Origin of the sequence: Pseudomonas sp. Irchel 3F3 (genome assembly GCF_900187545.1) — a bacterium.
Classification (GTDB): Bacteria; Pseudomonadota; Gammaproteobacteria; order Pseudomonadales; family Pseudomonadaceae; genus Aquipseudomonas; species Aquipseudomonas fortuita.
The window spans coordinates 196,566-213,929 of record NZ_FYDS01000001.1 but is presented as its reverse complement, the minus strand read 5'-3'; the positions used below and the strand labels follow the sequence as shown (position 1 = coordinate 213,929).

General features: G+C 62.5%; 12 protein-coding genes and 1 pseudogene. 8 read left to right on the top strand and 5 right to left on the bottom strand.

The features are described from left to right. Positions 1 to 103: 103 nt before the first annotated feature. The 3 genes from CKW35_RS01070 to CKW35_RS01060 form a co-directional block, all read right to left on the bottom strand. Positions 104 to 4,525, bottom strand: a complete 4,422-nt coding sequence (locus CKW35_RS01070; RefSeq protein ID WP_095114821.1) for an NEL-type E3 ubiquitin ligase domain-containing protein — start codon at positions 4,523 to 4,525, stop codon at positions 104 to 106. A 78-nt stretch (positions 4,526 to 4,603) separates the two neighbouring features. Beyond that, the gene (locus CKW35_RS01065) at positions 4,604 to 6,964 is read right to left on the bottom strand and encodes a DNA polymerase II (RefSeq protein ID WP_095114820.1); all 2,361 of its coding nucleotides are present in this window, start codon (positions 6,962 to 6,964) and stop codon (positions 4,604 to 4,606) included. A 34-nt stretch (positions 6,965 to 6,998) separates the two neighbouring features. Then, positions 6,999 to 8,189 carry an MFS transporter gene (locus CKW35_RS01060; protein ID WP_016485965.1) on the bottom strand — a complete coding sequence of 397 codons (1,191 nt, stop codon included), beginning with the start codon at positions 8,187 to 8,189 and terminating at the stop codon, positions 6,999 to 7,001. Positions 8,190 to 8,307: 118 nt separating this feature from the next. On the opposite strand from CKW35_RS01060, the gene CKW35_RS01055 reads away from it, so the two are divergent. Further along, on the top strand, positions 8,308 to 9,204 hold the full coding sequence (locus CKW35_RS01055; protein WP_024717702.1) for a LysR family transcriptional regulator: 897 nt from the start codon (positions 8,308 to 8,310) through the stop codon (positions 9,202 to 9,204). On the opposite strand, the gene CKW35_RS01050 is transcribed toward CKW35_RS01055, so the two are convergent. Continuing rightward, entirely contained in the window at positions 9,185 to 10,105 is a 921-nt protein-coding gene (locus CKW35_RS01050; protein WP_016485963.1) for a LysR substrate-binding domain-containing protein, read from the bottom strand. The two genes, CKW35_RS01055 and CKW35_RS01050, sit on opposite strands and share 20 nt — an antisense overlap. Positions 10,106 to 10,264: 159 nt before the next feature. Between CKW35_RS01050 and CKW35_RS01045 the strand changes: the two genes are divergently transcribed. The 7 genes from CKW35_RS01045 to CKW35_RS01015 all read left to right on the top strand — a co-directional run bounded on the left by CKW35_RS01045 (position 10,265) and on the right by CKW35_RS01015 (position 15,748). Further along, positions 10,265 to 11,053, top strand: coding sequence for a YqcI/YcgG family protein (locus CKW35_RS01045; RefSeq protein WP_016485962.1), 789 nt, complete (start codon positions 10,265 to 10,267; stop codon positions 11,051 to 11,053). A gap of 2 nt (positions 11,054 to 11,055) precedes the next feature. Continuing rightward, positions 11,056 to 11,682: a LysE family translocator gene (locus CKW35_RS01040; protein ID WP_016485961.1), complete on the top strand. Its 627-nt coding sequence runs from the start codon at positions 11,056 to 11,058 to the stop codon at positions 11,680 to 11,682. Positions 11,683 to 11,721: 39 nt separating this feature from the next. Further along, positions 11,722 to 12,804, top strand: coding sequence for a hypothetical protein (locus CKW35_RS01035; protein WP_060518814.1), 1,083 nt, complete (start codon positions 11,722 to 11,724; stop codon positions 12,802 to 12,804). A gap of 138 nt (positions 12,805 to 12,942) precedes the next feature. Then, positions 12,943 to 13,638, top strand: coding sequence for a sel1 repeat family protein (locus tag CKW35_RS01030; protein WP_016485959.1), 696 nt, complete (start codon positions 12,943 to 12,945; stop codon positions 13,636 to 13,638). 264 nt (positions 13,639 to 13,902) lie between these two features. Next, a complete protein-coding gene (locus CKW35_RS01025; protein ID WP_024717703.1) occupies positions 13,903 to 14,595 on the top strand; it encodes an AzlC family ABC transporter permease in 693 nt (230 codons plus the stop codon). Next, entirely contained in the window at positions 14,592 to 14,906 is a 315-nt protein-coding gene (locus tag CKW35_RS01020) for an AzlD domain-containing protein (RefSeq protein ID WP_010953340.1), read from the top strand. Before CKW35_RS01025 ends, CKW35_RS01020 begins: the two co-directional genes overlap by 4 nt. Further along, positions 14,903 to 15,748, top strand: a complete 846-nt coding sequence (locus CKW35_RS01015; protein ID WP_016485957.1) for an AraC family transcriptional regulator — start codon at positions 14,903 to 14,905, stop codon at positions 15,746 to 15,748. Before CKW35_RS01020 ends, CKW35_RS01015 begins: the two co-directional genes overlap by 4 nt. A gap of 47 nt (positions 15,749 to 15,795) precedes the next feature. On the opposite strand, the pseudogene CKW35_RS01010 reads toward CKW35_RS01015, so the two are convergent. Further along, positions 15,796 to 17,012: pseudogene (locus CKW35_RS01010) on the bottom strand (MFS transporter). Between the last annotated feature and the right edge of the window lie 352 nt (positions 17,013 to 17,364).

Here is a 17,364-nt window from a genome sequence, read left to right as displayed (position 1 = left end):
CGATTTCCATAACCGGCCGGCAACATCTGCGCAAACATCACCGCCACTCAGAGCATAGCGCAAAGCCACTGGCGCAACGCCCACCTGCCCGAGGTCTGAACCGCTACTGGAGAAGACGCGGCGAATGCATGTCCAGCGCTTCCAGCGTCAACTGCAGCAATACTGCGTGCTCCCGTTGCTGATTGCTGATCTGCAACCGTGCGATTTCCTCCTCCCGGCCACCCAGGGCCATCAGCCGCTCCAGTTCGTCGTGCATGTGATGCGGCACTTGCAGGCGAACGGGGAAGCGCTTGCGCAGGTAATCCTGCCAGAACCACTGACGTGACAGATAATGTGCAACGCCTTCCCGGGTCTGTGCCGCCAGGACCATGTCCCGGGCCACACGAATATCCTGCTTGCTTAGCGCAGCAATACCTGGATAGAGCATTTCGTCTGGCTGGCCAGGCAAATCCAAAGCCCTGCGCAAGGCGATCCGGTATGCCAAGGCGAATTCGATCGACTCATTGCCCGCCCCCTGCCGTTGGGCGTGTTCTGCGGCAATCTGATCGAGCAACGCCAACCGCCACAACCGACCACCGAGACAGAGCAAGGCCCGCTCAGGCTGCTGGGCAACCCCGCCGCGTTGCGCCCGCCATATCATCATCCGCAGTTCCAGATCAGCGAAGCGGGCCGTGGCGTTATCCTGGCAGTCGGTCGCCGCGGCGTGTTCGAACACTTCACGCTTGAGTGCATCATCCTCGTTCATCGCCTGGAACATGTCGAACACACGGGATGCGAGCGCGCACGCGGTCGAAGAGAACTTGAATGCTCCCGAGGCCGTGAGCACCGACAGGGTATTGAAGAAATCGGCCGATTGCTCGTCGGCTTCAAGATGGACCCACAGCATGGCCATTTCATCGCGACGTTCGGCTGCCGATACATCGAGAAAACGCAGCCGGTAGGGAACCCGGCTTGCCTCAAGCCAGTGCCAGGCCGAAAACCCTTCAGGCGTCGCCGCCAGCAGGTTGCCAGAAAGCCCGACTCTGCCTGCGCGCCATAGCTGCGACCGGTAAAAGCCATCGGGCAGTGCAGAGATACTGTTGTCACTCAGGTCAAGGGTTTGCAGGTCAGGCACCTCGAGCACCCCATAAGGCAACTCGGGCATTTGGGTGCCTGACAGGTGCAGCGCATGTAGCTCGGTCATTGCGAAAACGGAAAATGCCCTGCCCAGAGGGTTGTCCGAAAGGTTCAGGTATACCAGCGAACGACAAGCCGCAAGAATCAGTGCCTGGCTTTCGTCAAGCACGATCTGGTTACCCGACAGATCGAGCACCTCCAGCCTTTGGGTAAGCATCATCGGCAAAGGCAAACGCCTGAGCCGACAATGGGTGATTTCCAGGTTGCGCAAGTTGGGAAATGCCCTCAGGAACTCATCCGGAATCCGCTCCAGGCGCATGGAGCGCAAGGCCAGGATTGAGACGTGCGGAAAAGTTATTTGCGCCGGCAGTACTGGCAGTTGTTGCAAGCGGCTGCGGGTCTGGGTCAGCATGAAGCGCCCCCTCTGCACAGCCGCACTGTCTTGAAGCTCGGGGACAAGCAAGCGCCAGCAGTCGGTCAGGCCCTTTCTGAACTCACGCCGGGCGGCCAGCTCAGGTGTCGGAAAGGCATTGCGTACCCATCTGTTCAGGTGGGTGTTGAGCAGTGCGAATTGCTGTTCCAGCGTACGCAACCTGGCTTGCGCGTTGTCTTGCGCCAGCCAGCGGCCGATCTGCTCATCACTGAAGGCCGGGTACAGGTCTCGAAGCCGTGCCTGAGACGCCCTCGGTCTGGACAGCCCCAGCGCGGCCCATAACCGGCCGCCAGCAAGGGGGTAGCCAATCCGGCCATCATCAAGCCTTTGCGGCGCGAAAAACGAGCCGCTTGGCCGCTCCAGCCTAAGCAGACTCACCACCGCCTGCCTTTGACCGGTTGCAACATTCGCCAGCGCCTGGCGCAGTGCGGGCACGAAAGCATGGCCTTGGCCGATGGCCGCCTGAGACGGGTGGTCATAGGCTGCAGCCAGGGTCTCGAACAGCTCGCCCGCCTGACTGACAGAAGGCCGCGCAGGATCGCGCAAGCGAAACACCCCATGCTGGTGAAGCAGGTCGAATGTTTGCCCCGTTCCCTCGATCGTCAGCAACGGCTCGCTGGCATCCCCGTCAAACAATCTCCACCCAGGCCCCTGCGCACCCCGCACGTGGCCCAACAGATTCAGCACCACCCGCGCCAGGTCGAGGTTTTGCGGTGTATCAATGCTCAGCGCCTCATACACGCGCGCGATTCGGATCCGCGCAACCTGCAACCTTGCCGCCTCGGCCATGAACAAGGGCACGCGGCCGGTCTCGCGAAGCTGCTGCAGGTCATCCTCGCTGGCATCGCGCAGCACCTCATCTGCCGCCAAGCGGTGCAGGCTGGCAAAATCCCGGCGTAGCGAGCGACCCGTCGGCGTGTCGGGATTCTGCTCTTCGTACAATTCCTGGAACAGCTCTCGCCGCCCTGCCCAAGCCACATCAGCCAGTGCTGCACCCTGCATGCCGGCGGCCTGAGAAAGATTAATCACCCGCTCCAGCAACTGCGCATCAGCGGTGGCCACGCCTTCACGCAACTGATTGACCAACGTGCGGATGCGGCCGGCGAGGAGCACGCGGTAAACGGTGTCCACCAGCACGGCTTCTGGCGCCCGGCCATACACATGCCATGCCCGCAAGTGCTGGTCGTCGAGGCCATGGATGGCCAGCGACTGATCGATCTGCGCGTCATCGAGATCGCTCAATGGCCTGCCCAGACGACGAAACAGCTGGCGTGTGTCATCCCACTCGGCGGGCTGCTCGCACCACAGCCGCCACGCGCCGGCACCGTTGTGACGCAGCGGCGGTGCATACCCTTGATAAGGGAGCAGTTGCCACTGTTCATCGGCGTCGCGCCAACTCACCTCATACCAGTGCCCATCCATGCTGATCCAGCGACGCTCGCCCAGCTGGTGAACCCCCTCCGTGTCCAGCACTGCCGCGTCCGGCGGGGCTTCGCCGCGATAGGGCACCAGGTCTGCGTTCCACAGTTTTTCTTCACCGCTGGCCAACTGCGCCGGCACCAGCTTGTCCACCTCGATGCAGGCGCGACGCACCGTGGCGACCACGGCGATGGTTGCCCCGACAGCCAGCAGGCCTTTGCCTACATTCAGCAGGTGCGCCAGCGCCGCATTGCGCTCGTTGTCCTGCCAGTCCCCGACAGCCTGAAACGTCTGCTCAAGCAGCTCCCAGGCCATCACCCCCAGCAACACCGCGCCAATGCCGGGCACGAAGTACCCTGCGATCCCCGCCAGGGTCCAGCCTTCAGCGCGCAAACGGCGGTTATGCGCTGCCTGGACCTCGCGATCAAGCATGGCCACGGGTGGGGCAATGATTGCAGCATCGTCCTTGATCCGGGCGACCCAGTCGTCAGCGATATGTTCGAACAGCGGCAAGCGATACGCACAGGTTTGCTCATCCAGGTCCCTGGTTGCCCAGTCGCTAACGTCATCGAGCCGTTCGCTGACGGCCGAGAAGAATCGCTGACTATCGCGACGGCGCACGAAGCGGTTGAAAAACCGCCGATAGCCCTCTTCGCGCAGGCGGTTGCCAAGCACCCGGCGGGCATAATCTTCCAGGTCGCTGCGCACGCTCCAGGGGCCGTGCGGGTCACCCGGTACATACACCAGCACTAGCTTGCTGGTGTTGTACAGCAAGCCCTCATCGATCACGTCCAGCACCACGATCTGCTGCAAGCTGCAACCGAACACCCTCAATTGTCGGATGTGAACAGGTGCGCCTTCGAGCTTGCCCAGCGTGCCCTGAAGGCAAAACTCCACCACCCACTGCAGCTGGCCTGCGCTCAACACATCTTGCGCCCTGGCTTGCAGAGCATCTACCAGCATGCTGTAACGTTCCCTTCGCGCCAGCAACCCTCTGACTTCGGGCTGCAGGACAGCGTCCAGATGCGCCTGGTACTTCTGCCCAAGGTCCAGCGCTCGACACATTTTGGCGAAGGCCAGTGCAGACAGTTCACTGCGCTTTACGCCGTGCTCATCCACCAGGCAGTTGCCACGCGGCTGCTCGCGCAGCTGGTCTGCGGTAAAGTTGCCCAGAGCGGCCTCGAGCAAGGGGAGTTCGTAGTAGTCGCTGCCTACGACTGGGAGCCTGCTGGTCACATAACTGACGGTGGGCGAGGTGAAGGTGTACCACTGGCGAAAGTACAGCCGATCAGCGTCGAGTTCGCCGTGAGCGCCAAGCGCTTCTTGCAGCAAGGTCTGTGTGAATGCATCCAGGTTGCTTAGCTGCGCCAGCGCTGCCGACAGGCCTTCGCGGCAGGCCAGCAATTGCGTCAGCGCCTCAGTCAAGAGAGTGAATTCTGCCACGCTCAGCCGCATCATCCAGGTCGGCAGCCGCTGCGCGATGTACTGGTCCTGGCAGGCTTGCGCCCTGGCAAGGGTATCGGCCGCAGCTGGTAGTTGACTGCTAGTGTTCTGCATCTCTGCCTCCTTGATGGCATGGAGATGCGAGTCTGAAGACTGTTGCGCCGGGTTGACGCCTACCCGACTACCACCCGTTCAGAACAGCAGCAACTGTTGGTCGGTAAGGCGAGCGAAATCATCGCCGACAAAGGGCAGGATGGCATCTGCCACCGGTTGTAGCTGCCGGCTGATGTAGTGGTCGTAGTCGATCGGTGCCTGCAGGTTTTCCAGCGGCTCAGGGCCGGCGGTGGTAATCACGTAACTGATCCAGCCGCCACGTTGGTACTGCAGGGGGCGCCCCAGGCGCTTGTTGTACTCGTCGGCAAGGCGTGCGGCACGCACATGCGGCGGCACGTTGCGCTGGTAGTCGGCCAGCGGCCTGCGCAGGCGCTTGCGATATACCAGCAGTGCGTCCTGCTCGCCCGCCAACGTACACCGCACATACTCGCGGACATAATCGCGGTAGGGTTCGCCGCGAAACACACGGCCATAGAGCGCCTGCTGAAACGCCCGGGCCAGCGGCGACCAGTCGGTGCGTACCGACTCCAGGCCTTTGTAAACCATCTCTTCAGAACCGTCGGCCCGCTGGACCAGGCCGGCATAGCGCTTCTTGCTGCCCTCTTCAGTTCCGCGAATGGTTGGCATCAGGAAGCGCCGGTAATGTACTTCGAACTGCAGTTCGAGGGCACTCTGCAGGTTCATGGTTTCGTGCAAATGTGCTTGCCACCATCGATTGACTTCGGCCACCAGTTCGCGGCCGATACGCGCCGCGTCTTCCTCGGCATGGGCACCCTTGAGCCAGACGAAGGTAGAGTCGGTGTCGCCATAGATCACGTCATAGCCGCGCGCCTCGATCAATGCCCGGGTCTGGCGCATGATCTGGTGCCCACGCATAGTGATGGACGAGGCCAACCGGGGGTCGAAGAAGCGGCAACCGCTGGAGCCCAGCACACCGTAGAACGCGTTCATGATGATCTTCAGTGCCTGCGACAATGCCGCGTTACCATCACGTTTGGCGGCCTCCCTGCCCTGCCACACACGCTCGACGATGGCCGGAAGGCAATGCTGGCTTCGCGAAAAGCGCCCACCCCTGAAGCCTTCCACCGAATGCTGGTCATCGGGAACACGCAAGCCTTCCACCAAGCCCACCGGGTCGATCAGGAAGGTACGAATGATCGACGGGTACAGGCTCTTGTAGTCCAGCACCAGCACCGAGTCGTACAGGCCTGGACGCGAATCCATGACGAAGCCACCGGGGCTGGCTTCTTCAGGGCGGCTGCCAAGGTTGGGGGCGACAAAGCCCATGCGGTGCATCTGCGGCATGTACAAGTGGCAAAACGCGGCGACCGATCCGCCGCTACGGTCTACCGCCAGGCCAGTGACCGACGAGCGCTCCAGGAGGAACTCGAGCAGGCGGGTGTGGGCGAAGATGCGAGTAACCAGCTCACAGTCCTTGAGGTTGTACCGCGCCAGGGCCGGTTTGTCCTCGGCGAAGCGCCGGTTGATCTCGTCCATGCGCTGGTACGGCGTGTCGATGGCTTTGCCTTCACCGAGTAGCGTCTGGGCAACGCTCTCGAGGCTGAATGACGGGAAGCTCCAGGTTGCCGAGCGCAGCGCCTCGATGCCGTCGATCAACAGCCGCCCCGGGGCATCGGCAAATACGTGGCCACCACCGGCATGGCTACGCAACGTCATCAGTGCACCCTTACGCCCCAACACCAGCGGTACCTCCAGCGATTTGGCGTGTTCATGTAGCAGGCGCAGGTCGAACTGGACCAGGTTCCAGCCGATGATTGCGTCCGGGTCATGCTCGGCCATCCACTGATTGAGGCAGCTCAGCAGTGCAGCACGGTCGGCGCAGTAGTGCAGGTCGAAATCGAGGCCGTGGACCGTGCCATTGGCCGGGCCGAGCATGTACACCTGGCGCTGGCCACAGCCTTCAAGGGCAATGCTGTACAGCTCGCCGCGCTCGCTGGTTTCGATGTCCAGCGACACCAGGCGCAGTGGCGGGCGATAACCAGCCAAGGGCTTGAGCTGAGCATCGCAGAGCACGCCCTGGGCATCGGGCTGGCCGGTGAACTGTACCGGGGCAGTGATGAAGCGCTCCATCAGGTAGCGTTCGGGTGGGCGGATACCCGCTTCGAACACCTCAATACCCGCCGTGCGAAGGCGTTGCTCGAGTTGCATCAGTTGCCGGTGCTGCCGGCAGTACAACCCCAGCACCGGGCGCTGGTCGAAGTCCTTCAGGCGCAGTGGCCGCAGCTCGACGCCGGGCTCGTTGGCCAGCAACACCCGCGCATGCGCCTCATGCACCTGCGGGATGAATGCCACCGAAACCTGTGGGGCCAGACGAAGCTGCCGTGGCCCATGATCAGTTGCCAGCCAGAACTCCACGCAGGTGCCTTCGGGCGTGTCATGCCAATGACGGGTCAGCACAAAACCCTGCTGCAACTCCACTGCGTCGACCTCTGCTGAAAAACGCAATTCTACGCTAGCGAGCCCCCGCCACGAAGCCACTTCTGCGCGCCGCCCAGGCCAGCGACCAAGCCACTGCGATCAACACCAACACCACTGCGCCAAAGGCTTTGGTCCCGCCCCCCGCGAGCAACACGCCCCCCACGATCCCACCCAGGGCGATAGCACTGTTCCACACGGTCACCAGCATCGACTGCGCCACATCTCCGCCCTCGCCCGCAGCATCGGCACAGGCGGTCTGCAGCAGGGTGGGTGCGCCACCGTAGGTCAGGCCCCACAGGGCGATGCTCAGGTACATCAACCACGACGACGCCTGCCCCAATGCCAGTGTGGCCAAGGCAAAACCGACCAGGCTGAGCAAGACCAGCGTGCGCAAATGCCGGTCGACCAGCAACCCCACCATGCCAATTCCGGCCAGAGCCGAAAGGCCAAACACCATCAGCACCGGGCCAATGTCGGCAGCCATGCCGGCCGCCGCCAGCAGCGGCACAATGTAGGTGTAGAGAATGTTGTGGCCAAGGATCCAGCTCAGGATCACCAGCAGCACGAGCAACACCCCCGGCGTGCGCAGCACCTGCTTGGCCGCCCGGCGGTTGCCGGCGGCATGCCCCGGGTACTCCGGCACCGAGCGCAGCACCCACACCACCAGCAGCAACGCCACCACGGTGACCACAACAAACGTTGCACGCCAGCCCAGCCCGGCGCCCAGCCAGGTGGCAATCGGCAGCCCGAGCGACAAGGCAATCGGCTGCCCGAGCATGGCCAACGCCATGGCCCGGCCCTGCTGTGCCACCGGCACCATGCGCCGGGCATGGCCAGCGATCAGGCCCCAGGCCAGCCCGGCGGCAGCGCCGGTGAAAAAGCGCAGGACCAAGGTCACGCTGTTGGACGTCGACAAGGCAGTCAGCCCGTTGAACAGCACAAAGCCGATGATCGCCAGCAACAGGGCCCGCCGGCGATACCAGCCCTGGGTCAGGGTCACCAGCGGGATTGCCGTCAGCAACGAGCCAAGCGCATAGGCCGTGACCCATTGCCCGGCCATGGCCTGGCTGATGTGCATGCCGTTGGCGATCTGGTCGAGCAAGCCCGCCGGCAAGGTTTCGCTGAGGATGGCGATAAAGCCGGTCATGGCCAGCGCCAGCAGCCCGCTGACGGGCAGGCGTTCGCGGCTGGCATCCAGCAGCAGGGGGGAGGATGTCTGTGACATTGCAAGTGCCTTGAGCAGGAAAACAAGGCGGACAGTCTGCAAGGGAAGCCTACTGCGGAAAAAGGTGGCTACAATGCCGCTCACCCCGGACACCCATGTCCGCAATCAGGAAAGCAGCATGGACAGCCTCAGCGGCTTCGTGGTCTTCAACCGGGTGGCCGAAACCCGCAGCTTCGTCGCCGCCGGCCAGTCGCTGGGTATCAGTGCCTCGGCCGTGGGCAAACGCGTTGCGCGCCTGGAAAGCCGCCTGGGTGTGCGCCTGTTCCACCGCAGCACACGCAGCATCACCCTCACCGCCGAAGGCACGCTGTTCCTCGAGCGCAGCCGGCGCATTCTGGCCGAAATCGAGGCCACCGAGCAGGCGCTGTCTCAGGCCAGCGTAAGCCCGCGTGGCCGCTTGCGCGTCAGCATGCCACAGGTCACAGCGCTGGTGATGCCGGCGCTGGCGGAGTTCATGGCGCTGTATCCGCAGGTGGAACTGGACCTGGACTTTTCCGACCGCATGGTGGATATCGTCGGCGAAGGCTTCGATGTGGTGATGCGCGGTGGGCAGCCGGTGGATTCGCGGCTCAACGCCAAATTCCTGGGGCACTTCCAGCACCGCCTGGTGGCCTCGCCCGGGTACCTGCACGAACGCGGCACACCCTTGCACCCGCGCGACCTGGCCGCGCATACCTGCCTGCATTATCGCTTCCCGAGCAATGGCAAGCTGGAAACCTGGCCGCTGCGCCAGGAGCACCCCGAACAAGCCTACGACATCCCCATCTCGATGGTTTGCAACCATGTCGAGACACGCGTCTGCTTTGCCTTGAACCACCGTGGCATCACCTGCCTGCCGGACTTCAACGTACGTCGCGAACTGGGCAACGGCTCACTGGTCAGCGTACTCGACAGCTTCATGGAGCGGCGTGGCAGTTTCTATCTGCTGTGGCCGTCCGGGCGGCAGGTGCCGCCGAAGTTACGGGTGTTCATCGATTTCATGCTTGAGCGGGTGTTCAACCGTACAGATAGTTGATGTCCTTGTGGGCCAGCGGTGGCACCTGGCCAAGCAGGAAGTCGCGCAGCTTGTGCATTTGCCGCGCTTTCGGGCTGGCCTTGAGCCAGGTCATGTAGTAACCGTCACCGGTGGCCACTGCATGCTTGAACGGCGTGGCCAGGCGCCCCGCCTGCAGGTCGGCACTGGCCAGCACCAGGTCGACCACCGAAATACCCAGGCCTTGCTGCGCAGCCGAAATACCTTGGTCGAGCGTATCGAACACCTGCCCCTGGTCGATGCTGATGTCCAGTGCGTCCATCCGCGCCAGCCAGCGCCGCCAGTCGCGCCGGTCGGGTGACGGGTGCAGAATTTCGCACTGGGCGAGGTCGGCCAAGGCCGGTTGGGCCTGTGGCATGTAATCGGGGTGGCACACCGGGATCAACCACTCATCGAACAGCTTGAAACTCTCGATATCGGCGGGGAAACGCCCGCTGGCCAACAGAATGGCGCAGTCGTAGGGCTCGGAATAGAAGTCCACGGTGTCGATGTCCATCCACACGCTGGACAGTTGCACGCTGCAGTTGTCCTCGGCCTTCTTGAACGCATCCAGCGCCCGCAACAGCCAGCGCACGGTGAGCGTGGAAGGCGCCTTCAAGCGCAAGCCGTAGCGGTCCTGGCGCAGCAATGCGCAAGCATTTTCGATGATCTTGAAGCCAACTTTCAGCTCTTGCGCCAGCAGGCGCCCGTGCTCGGTCAGGCTGAGTTTCGGGCCACGCCGTTCGAACAAGTCGCAGCCAAACAGGGCTTCCAGAGTCTTGATGTGATGGCTGACCGCCCCCTGGGTCAGGGCCAGTTCTTCCGCCGCACGGGTAAAAGAGCCATAGCGAGAGGCCACCTCGAAGGCACGCAGGGCGTGCAAGGCCTGAATCCGTTCCGACATGGCGGCGTCCCGAGCATGAATAAGACTAATAGTAGGTCACAGTTCCACGCGTTTTACAACGTCGAGAGCGTCTCGGAAAATGCAGGTAAATAATAAAGATAACCAAGATCCTGCCTGCATATGACTGGAACGTTCACTTAATTAACGCCTGGGGAAATCATGTTTACGGGATATGGAACTTGCTATCGCCTGGATGCGCTAGAGCTGGCCGTTGAACATGGATGCACTACGCAACACTGGACTTTCAAAACCATAGAACACTTTCGCAGTATTCTCGCCAACCCCGACTTCCCTTGCCTGTTCGGCCGCAAGGCGGTAAACGGCGAAACCTGCCACATACTCTTCGCCCGTGCCGAGCAACTCGCCGATGATATCGCCCAGGGTCTGGCCGACTACGTGCGCGCCATCGCCCCGATCACACCCAAGCAGCGCATCGGCAGCCCGCTGGTGGTGTTTCTCGAAACCGCCGCCGATTACACCCTGGCCGAACAGCAGGCACTGGCCTGGAAGGTGCTGCGTGGCGTGCATGCGCGCGACCCGCACCCATGGCCGCAGGGCATGCCGACCGACCCCGACGACAACGGCTGGTCGTTCTGCTATGCCGGCATGCCCTTGTTCATCAACATGAACTTCCCCGGCCACCAGCAGATGAAAAGCCGCAACCTGGGGCATCACATCACCTTCGTCATCAATCCACGGGCGAACTTCGACGAAGTGGCCAACGCCAGTACCGAAAGTGGCAAGCGAATCCGCGAGCGTATTCGCGAGCGCGTGCACCACTACAACGACGGCGTCATGCCTGACACCCTGGGTTTTTTCGGCGATGACGACAACTTCGAGTGGAAGCAGTACCAGTTGCAGGAGGCTGGCTCGCTCAACCCGTCACGCTGCCCGTTCCACGCACATGCCGCATACCCGGCGACACCCGACCTACTGATCGAGAACTGACCGTGAATACCGCACTCACCGCCACCTATGCCCTCACCGTCCTGCTGCTCATCGCCACCCCAGGCCCCGTAGTGGCACTGATCGTCAACACCGCGGCTGCATCCGGTTCGCGCAAGGCCATGTTCACTGCCGTTGGCACCAACTGGGCCTCACTGGTGCTGATCGGTGCCGCAGCCTGGATCATCCTCACCAGTGCCGCCATCGACAAAGCATGGCTCAGCACCATGAGCCTGCTGGGCTGCCTGTTCATCGGCTACATCGCCGTGGGCACTTTAAGAGATGTGCTGCAGGCGCCGGCCCCGGACGCGACGAGCGAAACACCCAAAACCGGGCGTGGCGGGCTGCTGCAAGGCTTCATGGTGGGCATTTCCAACCCCAAGGACATCATTTTCTTCATTGCCTTCTTCCCCCAGTTCATCCAGATCACCGAGTCATTCGGCAAAAGCATGGTGGTGTTGTCGCTGCTGTGGGTGGCCATCGATTTCGCCGTGCTCAGCCTGTACATCTTCGCCATCGGCAAGATCGCTTCGCAGCGCAGCAACCGGGTGATCAGCCTGGCTTCGGGCGTTGCCCTGCTGCTGATTGCCGCTGGCGGCCTGCTGTACAACCTCAACGAACTGGCGGCCTGAAGCGGATGCGAAACGCCCGGTGCAACAGAAGGAAAGACCATGACAGCGACTGATACAGGCCCGTCTCCTTCACCGTTGCAGCAGGACTACCAACGCTTTCTCCTGTTGGGCAGCCGCCGTGCGCCGCACACTGTGCACGTGCATGAAACCGGCTACCGGTCCGGAACCATCAACACTGATGCCCTTGGCCTGCGCTACAGCCACTTTGCCGGCAAGCGTTTTTCGGCGGCAGAACGCGGCGGCGCCTCACGTATCAACCTGCTGGTCGGCGGCTCGACCGCCCTGGGTATCGGCGCCAGCTCCGACGAGCACACGGTGGCCTCGCACCTGTCGGCCCTTACCGGCGAGGTGTGGCTGAGCCTGGCCGGTTGCGGTCTCAATGCTGGCCAGGAACTGCTGATGTTCCTGACTCACCAGCACCGCCTTGGCCAACTCGGCCACGTGGTGGTGCTCAGTGGCCTCAACAGCCTGGCCCATGAAGCGCTGTGCGAAGTCCTCGCCAGCCCCAACGACCCGCAGCACGCCAAGGCCTACCAGGCCTTTCTCAACAGCTTCAGCGAAGGCATGCAGCCTGCCGCACCACCCCGCCGGCAGTCACTGTGGCGGCGCATCGGCCAGGCCCTGACCACACCTGCGACCGCCCCCCCGGCCTTCTGGCCGCTGTCACCCCCGGAGAAGCGCTTGGCTCGCGCGGCCGACAGCATTGGCCGGACCTTGCGTCAGTGGGACAGGTTGCTGGCAGACAGCCATGCCACCCTCACCTTCATCCTGCAGCCGCTGCTGCCCTGGTGTCGGGACACCTTGCCCGTTGGCGAGCAAGCCATGTTGGCCGCGCTGGAGCAACAACCGGCGAACTTCGACCGGCTGCTCGACGGCGCATTCGATAGCCAGTTGCACTCGGCCTTTTTCCGCCGTATCAAAAGCCAGGCCGACCCAGTGCCCTGCTACGACATGAACAGCATGCTCAGCAGCTCGCCGGTGTTCGGCGCGGACCTGTTCATCGACCGCCTGCACCTGAACGACCTGGGTAACAACGCCCTGGCCAAAGTGATTACCGCAAAGCTTGGCCTCGCCCAGGAAAAACACGCTCAACGCAAGGTCACACCGATCAAGCTCGTCTGACAGTTGCCGAGTGGTCTTCCGGCCACCCCCCTTGGGTGGCTAGAATAGGCCGTCGTTCCGATTTTCCCGAGGCGTACGCTTGACCGCTATTAACATCGAAGCCGCCCCTCCTTGCCTGGCCGTCCACGGGGCTTGCCTGTGAGCCGCACGCGACGCCTGACCCCGCTGTTGGTCGCCCTGATGCCGCTGGCTGCGCACGCGCTGGAGGTGAGCATCGACCCTCACGCCGACCTGCTCTACCGCCAGGCCTTGCCGCTGCTGGAGCAGGCCGATCGTCAGGGCGACGATACCAGCACCCTGCGTACCGCCCTGGGCAGCGACCCCGAGCTCAGCCGCCAGGGCCAAGCCATGGCCCACACGCTGCCGACAGCGGTTGCCCTGTTGAAAAAGTCGGTAGAGCTGGGCCACCCGGTTGCGCAGTACCGCCTGGCGCTGTACTACATGACTTATCTGCCCGCCACGCAAATACCGGATGCCGCCTGCCCGTTGCTCGAAGCCAGTCTCAAGCAGGGTTTTGCTGCACCCGCGCCAGCGATCGCTACCTGGTGCCGGCCCTACAACACCAGCAGCGAGTACCGTGCAGCGCTGGAAGCCATCCCCAGCATGGCCACCGTGTACGCCCCTTACTACCCGCAGCCAGCCACCCGCCTGACCTGCAGCCGCAGCCAGCCTCAAGGTCTCGAAATGCTCTGGGGCCGGCAGCGCGACTACCAGGCCGAGGTGTACCGCCTGCTCGGCGACCTGGACCCACCGCACCGTCTGAGCCTGCTGCAGAAAGCCGTGGACATCAACGGCTGCGTGACAGCGCAACAGCACCTGACCAGCCGCCCGTGATCCTCTGCCAGACGCGGTCCCTGTTGGGCAACTGTCTCACTCAAACTTTGTATTCCGCGCGATCACTGTAGGCGCAGCCTTGTGCTGCGAAGAGGCCGGTAAGGCTAAAGATTGTTTTCGGCTGCAATGACCTCTTCGCAGCACAAGGCTGCTCCTACAGGGCTTGTGGTTGCCTTGAAATCAAACCCGATCAGCAAGATCGTTCAAGCCATCCCCCGCCCCGTCTGGCATGCTGATCTGCCTCGTACACGCGTTGCAGCCATCATGCCCCACATCGCTCGCCAAGCCTTCCTCCACGGCGCTATCGCCATCATGCCGCTGTCCCTGGCCGTCGCCCCCTGGGGCCTGCTGGCCGGTTCCATGGCCATCGAGGCCAACCTCAGTGCCTGGCAGGGGCAAGGGCTATCGGCCATCGTCTTCGCCGGTGCCGCGCAATTGGTCGCCATTGGTATGCTCAAGGGCGGCGCCAACCTGGCGTCGATCCTGCTCACCACCCTGCTGCTGACCTCGCAGCACCTGCTGTATGGCCTGTCGATGCGCCCGGTGCTGTCCAGCCAGCCATTGCGCTGGCGGTTGGGCCTGGGCTTTCTGCTGACCGACGAATTCTTCGCGTTGACCAGCCAGTACGACCAGCAGCAATTCAACCGCTGGTACGCCTTGGGGGTAGGCCTGACGTTCTACGTCGCCTGGAACCTGTTCACCCTGGCCGGTATCCTGCTGGGCCAGAACATTCCCCACCTGGACCAACTCGGCCTGGACTTTTCCATCGTCGCCACCTTCGTCGCCCTGATTGCACCGCTGGTGCGCAACCTGCCGACCGTGGTGTGCGTCGCCGTGTCGCTGTTCTGCTCGGTCCTGTTCAGCCACTGGCATTGGGAAACCGCCCTGGTGGTCGCAGGCCTGCTGGGCATGAGCGCCGGGTTCATCTGCCAGAAATTTGCCGGAGCCCGAGCATGACCTGGATCCTGATTTTCGCCATGGGCGCCATTGTGTTCCTCAACCGCTACGCGTTCCTGGAGCCACGGCTCCCCTTGCGGCTGAGCTCCAACGCCCGGCAGTTCCTCGGCTTTGCCGTGCCGGGCATGCTCACTGCCATCTGCGGCCCGATCATCTTCATGCCCGACCACCAGCTCAACCTGAGCCTGCTCAACCCCTACCTGCTGGGTTCTCTGGTGGCCATCGCCCTGGTACTGTTGACCCGCAGCGTGTTGCTGAGCATGCTGGTGAGCATGTTGATCTTCTTCCTTCTACGCAGCTGGCTGGCATGAACCCGCCCCTGCGCGAACAGACACACCTCTGGCAAGCGCCGGCCCTGGGCGACGTCGAGATGCTGCACGCGCGCTACGTCCAGCAGCGGTTCGCCCCGCATGTGCATGAAGGCTATGTATTCACCGTGATCGAATCCGGCGCCCAGCGCTTCTGGCACCGGGGCAGTGAGCACCTGGCGCCGGTCGGCAGCATGGTGCTGATCAACCCCGACGAGCTGCATACCGGCGCCACCGCCCATGAGGCGGGCTGGCGTTATCGCGGCTTCTACCCCGAGCACGAGCGGGTCACCGGTGTACTGGACGAACTGGAACTGGGCCGCCACGGCATGCCCAGCTTCAAGGACAGCGTGATCCACGACCCGGCCCTGGCCATCGCCTTCAGCCAACTCCATCAGTTGTCCGAAAACGGCGCCAGCGCCCTGCAGCAACAGACCGCCTGGCGCCAGGCGGTACTGGCCCTGGTGCAGCGGCACGGGCAATGCGCCGAACCCTCGGCCCCCGGCCACGAACCCCTGGCCGTGGCCCGCGCCCGCGAACTGCTGGAAAGCCAATTGGCCGACCCGCCCTCGCTCGAAGCGCTGGCGGCAGCCGTCAACCTGTCGCCCTTCCACTTCGCCCGGGTGTTTCGCCAGGCCACCGGCCAGCCGCCGCACGCCTGGCTGAAGCAGCGGCGCCTGGTCCGCGCCCGGGAAATGCTGAAGAGCGGCCTGACCGCTTCGGAGGTGGCGTTCGACCTTGGCTTTGCCGACCAGAGCCATTTGAGCCGGCAGTTCAAGCAGGCCTACGGGGTGACACCAGGGGCGTATCGGCAGGCATGCGCTCACTCGGCATTACCCGCCTGACGCCCTGCAACTCAAGCTTGCCCCATGCGCCAACATCGCACGTCGGGCTATTCACGATGGTCGCCATCAAGGGAATGTGCTTTCAGGTTCCAGCGCACTGGCGCGATGAACAGCATGAGCGTCATCCAGATCAAGGTGGCCGGCCCCGCAAGCACAAAGACCAGGCTGGCAACCAGCCCTGAAGCGGCGTCACCAATGACAGCTGTGAAGTAATAGAGGGAAAAATTTCTGCCAACTTCCTGCTCGTTCGACAAGCACTGGATGTTGGTCACGATCGCGATGTCGACAAATGCCCCCATGAAGCCGACCATGAACAAGAACAGCAGAAACAGCCAGCTGTTGAATTGCAGTGCCACGGCTGCAGCAAAAAACAGTGCGCCGTACAGCACCCAGTAACGCACCACCAGTCGTGCGGTTGTGCGCGGGTTGAAGCGTGTGTAGAGCATGCCACCCAATACGGTGCCTGCAGCAAGCAGTGAAAATACGTAACCCACCGCCGCTTCAGAGGCGAAGTGTTCCAGCACTGACGCAGGAAGAATGAAGCGAATCACCGACGTGGCGAACATCGCACAGAGCGTGGTGCAGCCAATAACAGCAAACAAAGGCGCATTGCTGACCCTGAGCTGACTTACACTACGCGCCGCATCCCGGACAATGGCGCGCCCATCGAATACCTGCCGGACGCCCTGCCTGGCAGGCCCAAGGGTAGCGATGGAAATGGCCGACAACACCAGGCACGCCGCAAAGAACAGGAAGGTTGCTTCGCGAGACAGCAGTGACACACATGCCGAAAACACCAGAGGCCCGATAATCGAGGCAGCATCCTCGATCACCTGAATACCGCTGTTGACCGAGGCCTGCTGTTGCTTTGCGACAAGTTCGGGAAAGTACGCGCGAAACGCAGGCACATAAAGGCATTCGAGCGCTGTCATCACATCGCAAGGCCGACCAGGACCGGTAACACGGGTGAGGACAAGCTGAACAAGGTAAAGAAGGCAAGTGCCAGCAGGCCTTTGGCCGCCTCTACCGCCAAAAGTATTCGTTTCTTGTCGGCGCTATCTGCCAGCCAACCGCCCAAGGGTGAACACACCATGCTCGGCAAGTAGCGGAAGAAATAGGCGATGCCAATCAAAAGCAGATCCGCCTCGGTCATGGACACGATTGCCACAGCAAACGCAGCTTCGAACGCAAACTCACCACATTTGGAAAAGCAATAGCCCACCGCCAGAGAACGTGTTCCGGGGTTACGACTCAACGCCTGCATCATGGCTGTATTCCTGAGCCAGCGGTTTAGGTCGGCTGAATTTAGAGTTCATTCAACACCGGGCTCAACGCTAAAGTTGTAACCATTGCGGCACGGCCAGCGCAGGAAAATTCAGGCTTGGAATATTCCTACACCCATTAATTAATGCCGAAAGCAGGCCTACCCCTTGCAAAACTGCATCGCAGAACTATTCAGCACACCTGATCAAGCAGTGCAGGTTGGTACCGCATGCGGAGTGGTGGCAACGGTTTAAACATTGCGTTTATCCGCCCAAAATAGTAACTCGATGTTACTTGGGCAACGGAGCGGCCATTTTTCCGCGTTTTCGCCATGTCCTCCAGAGGCAGCAGGA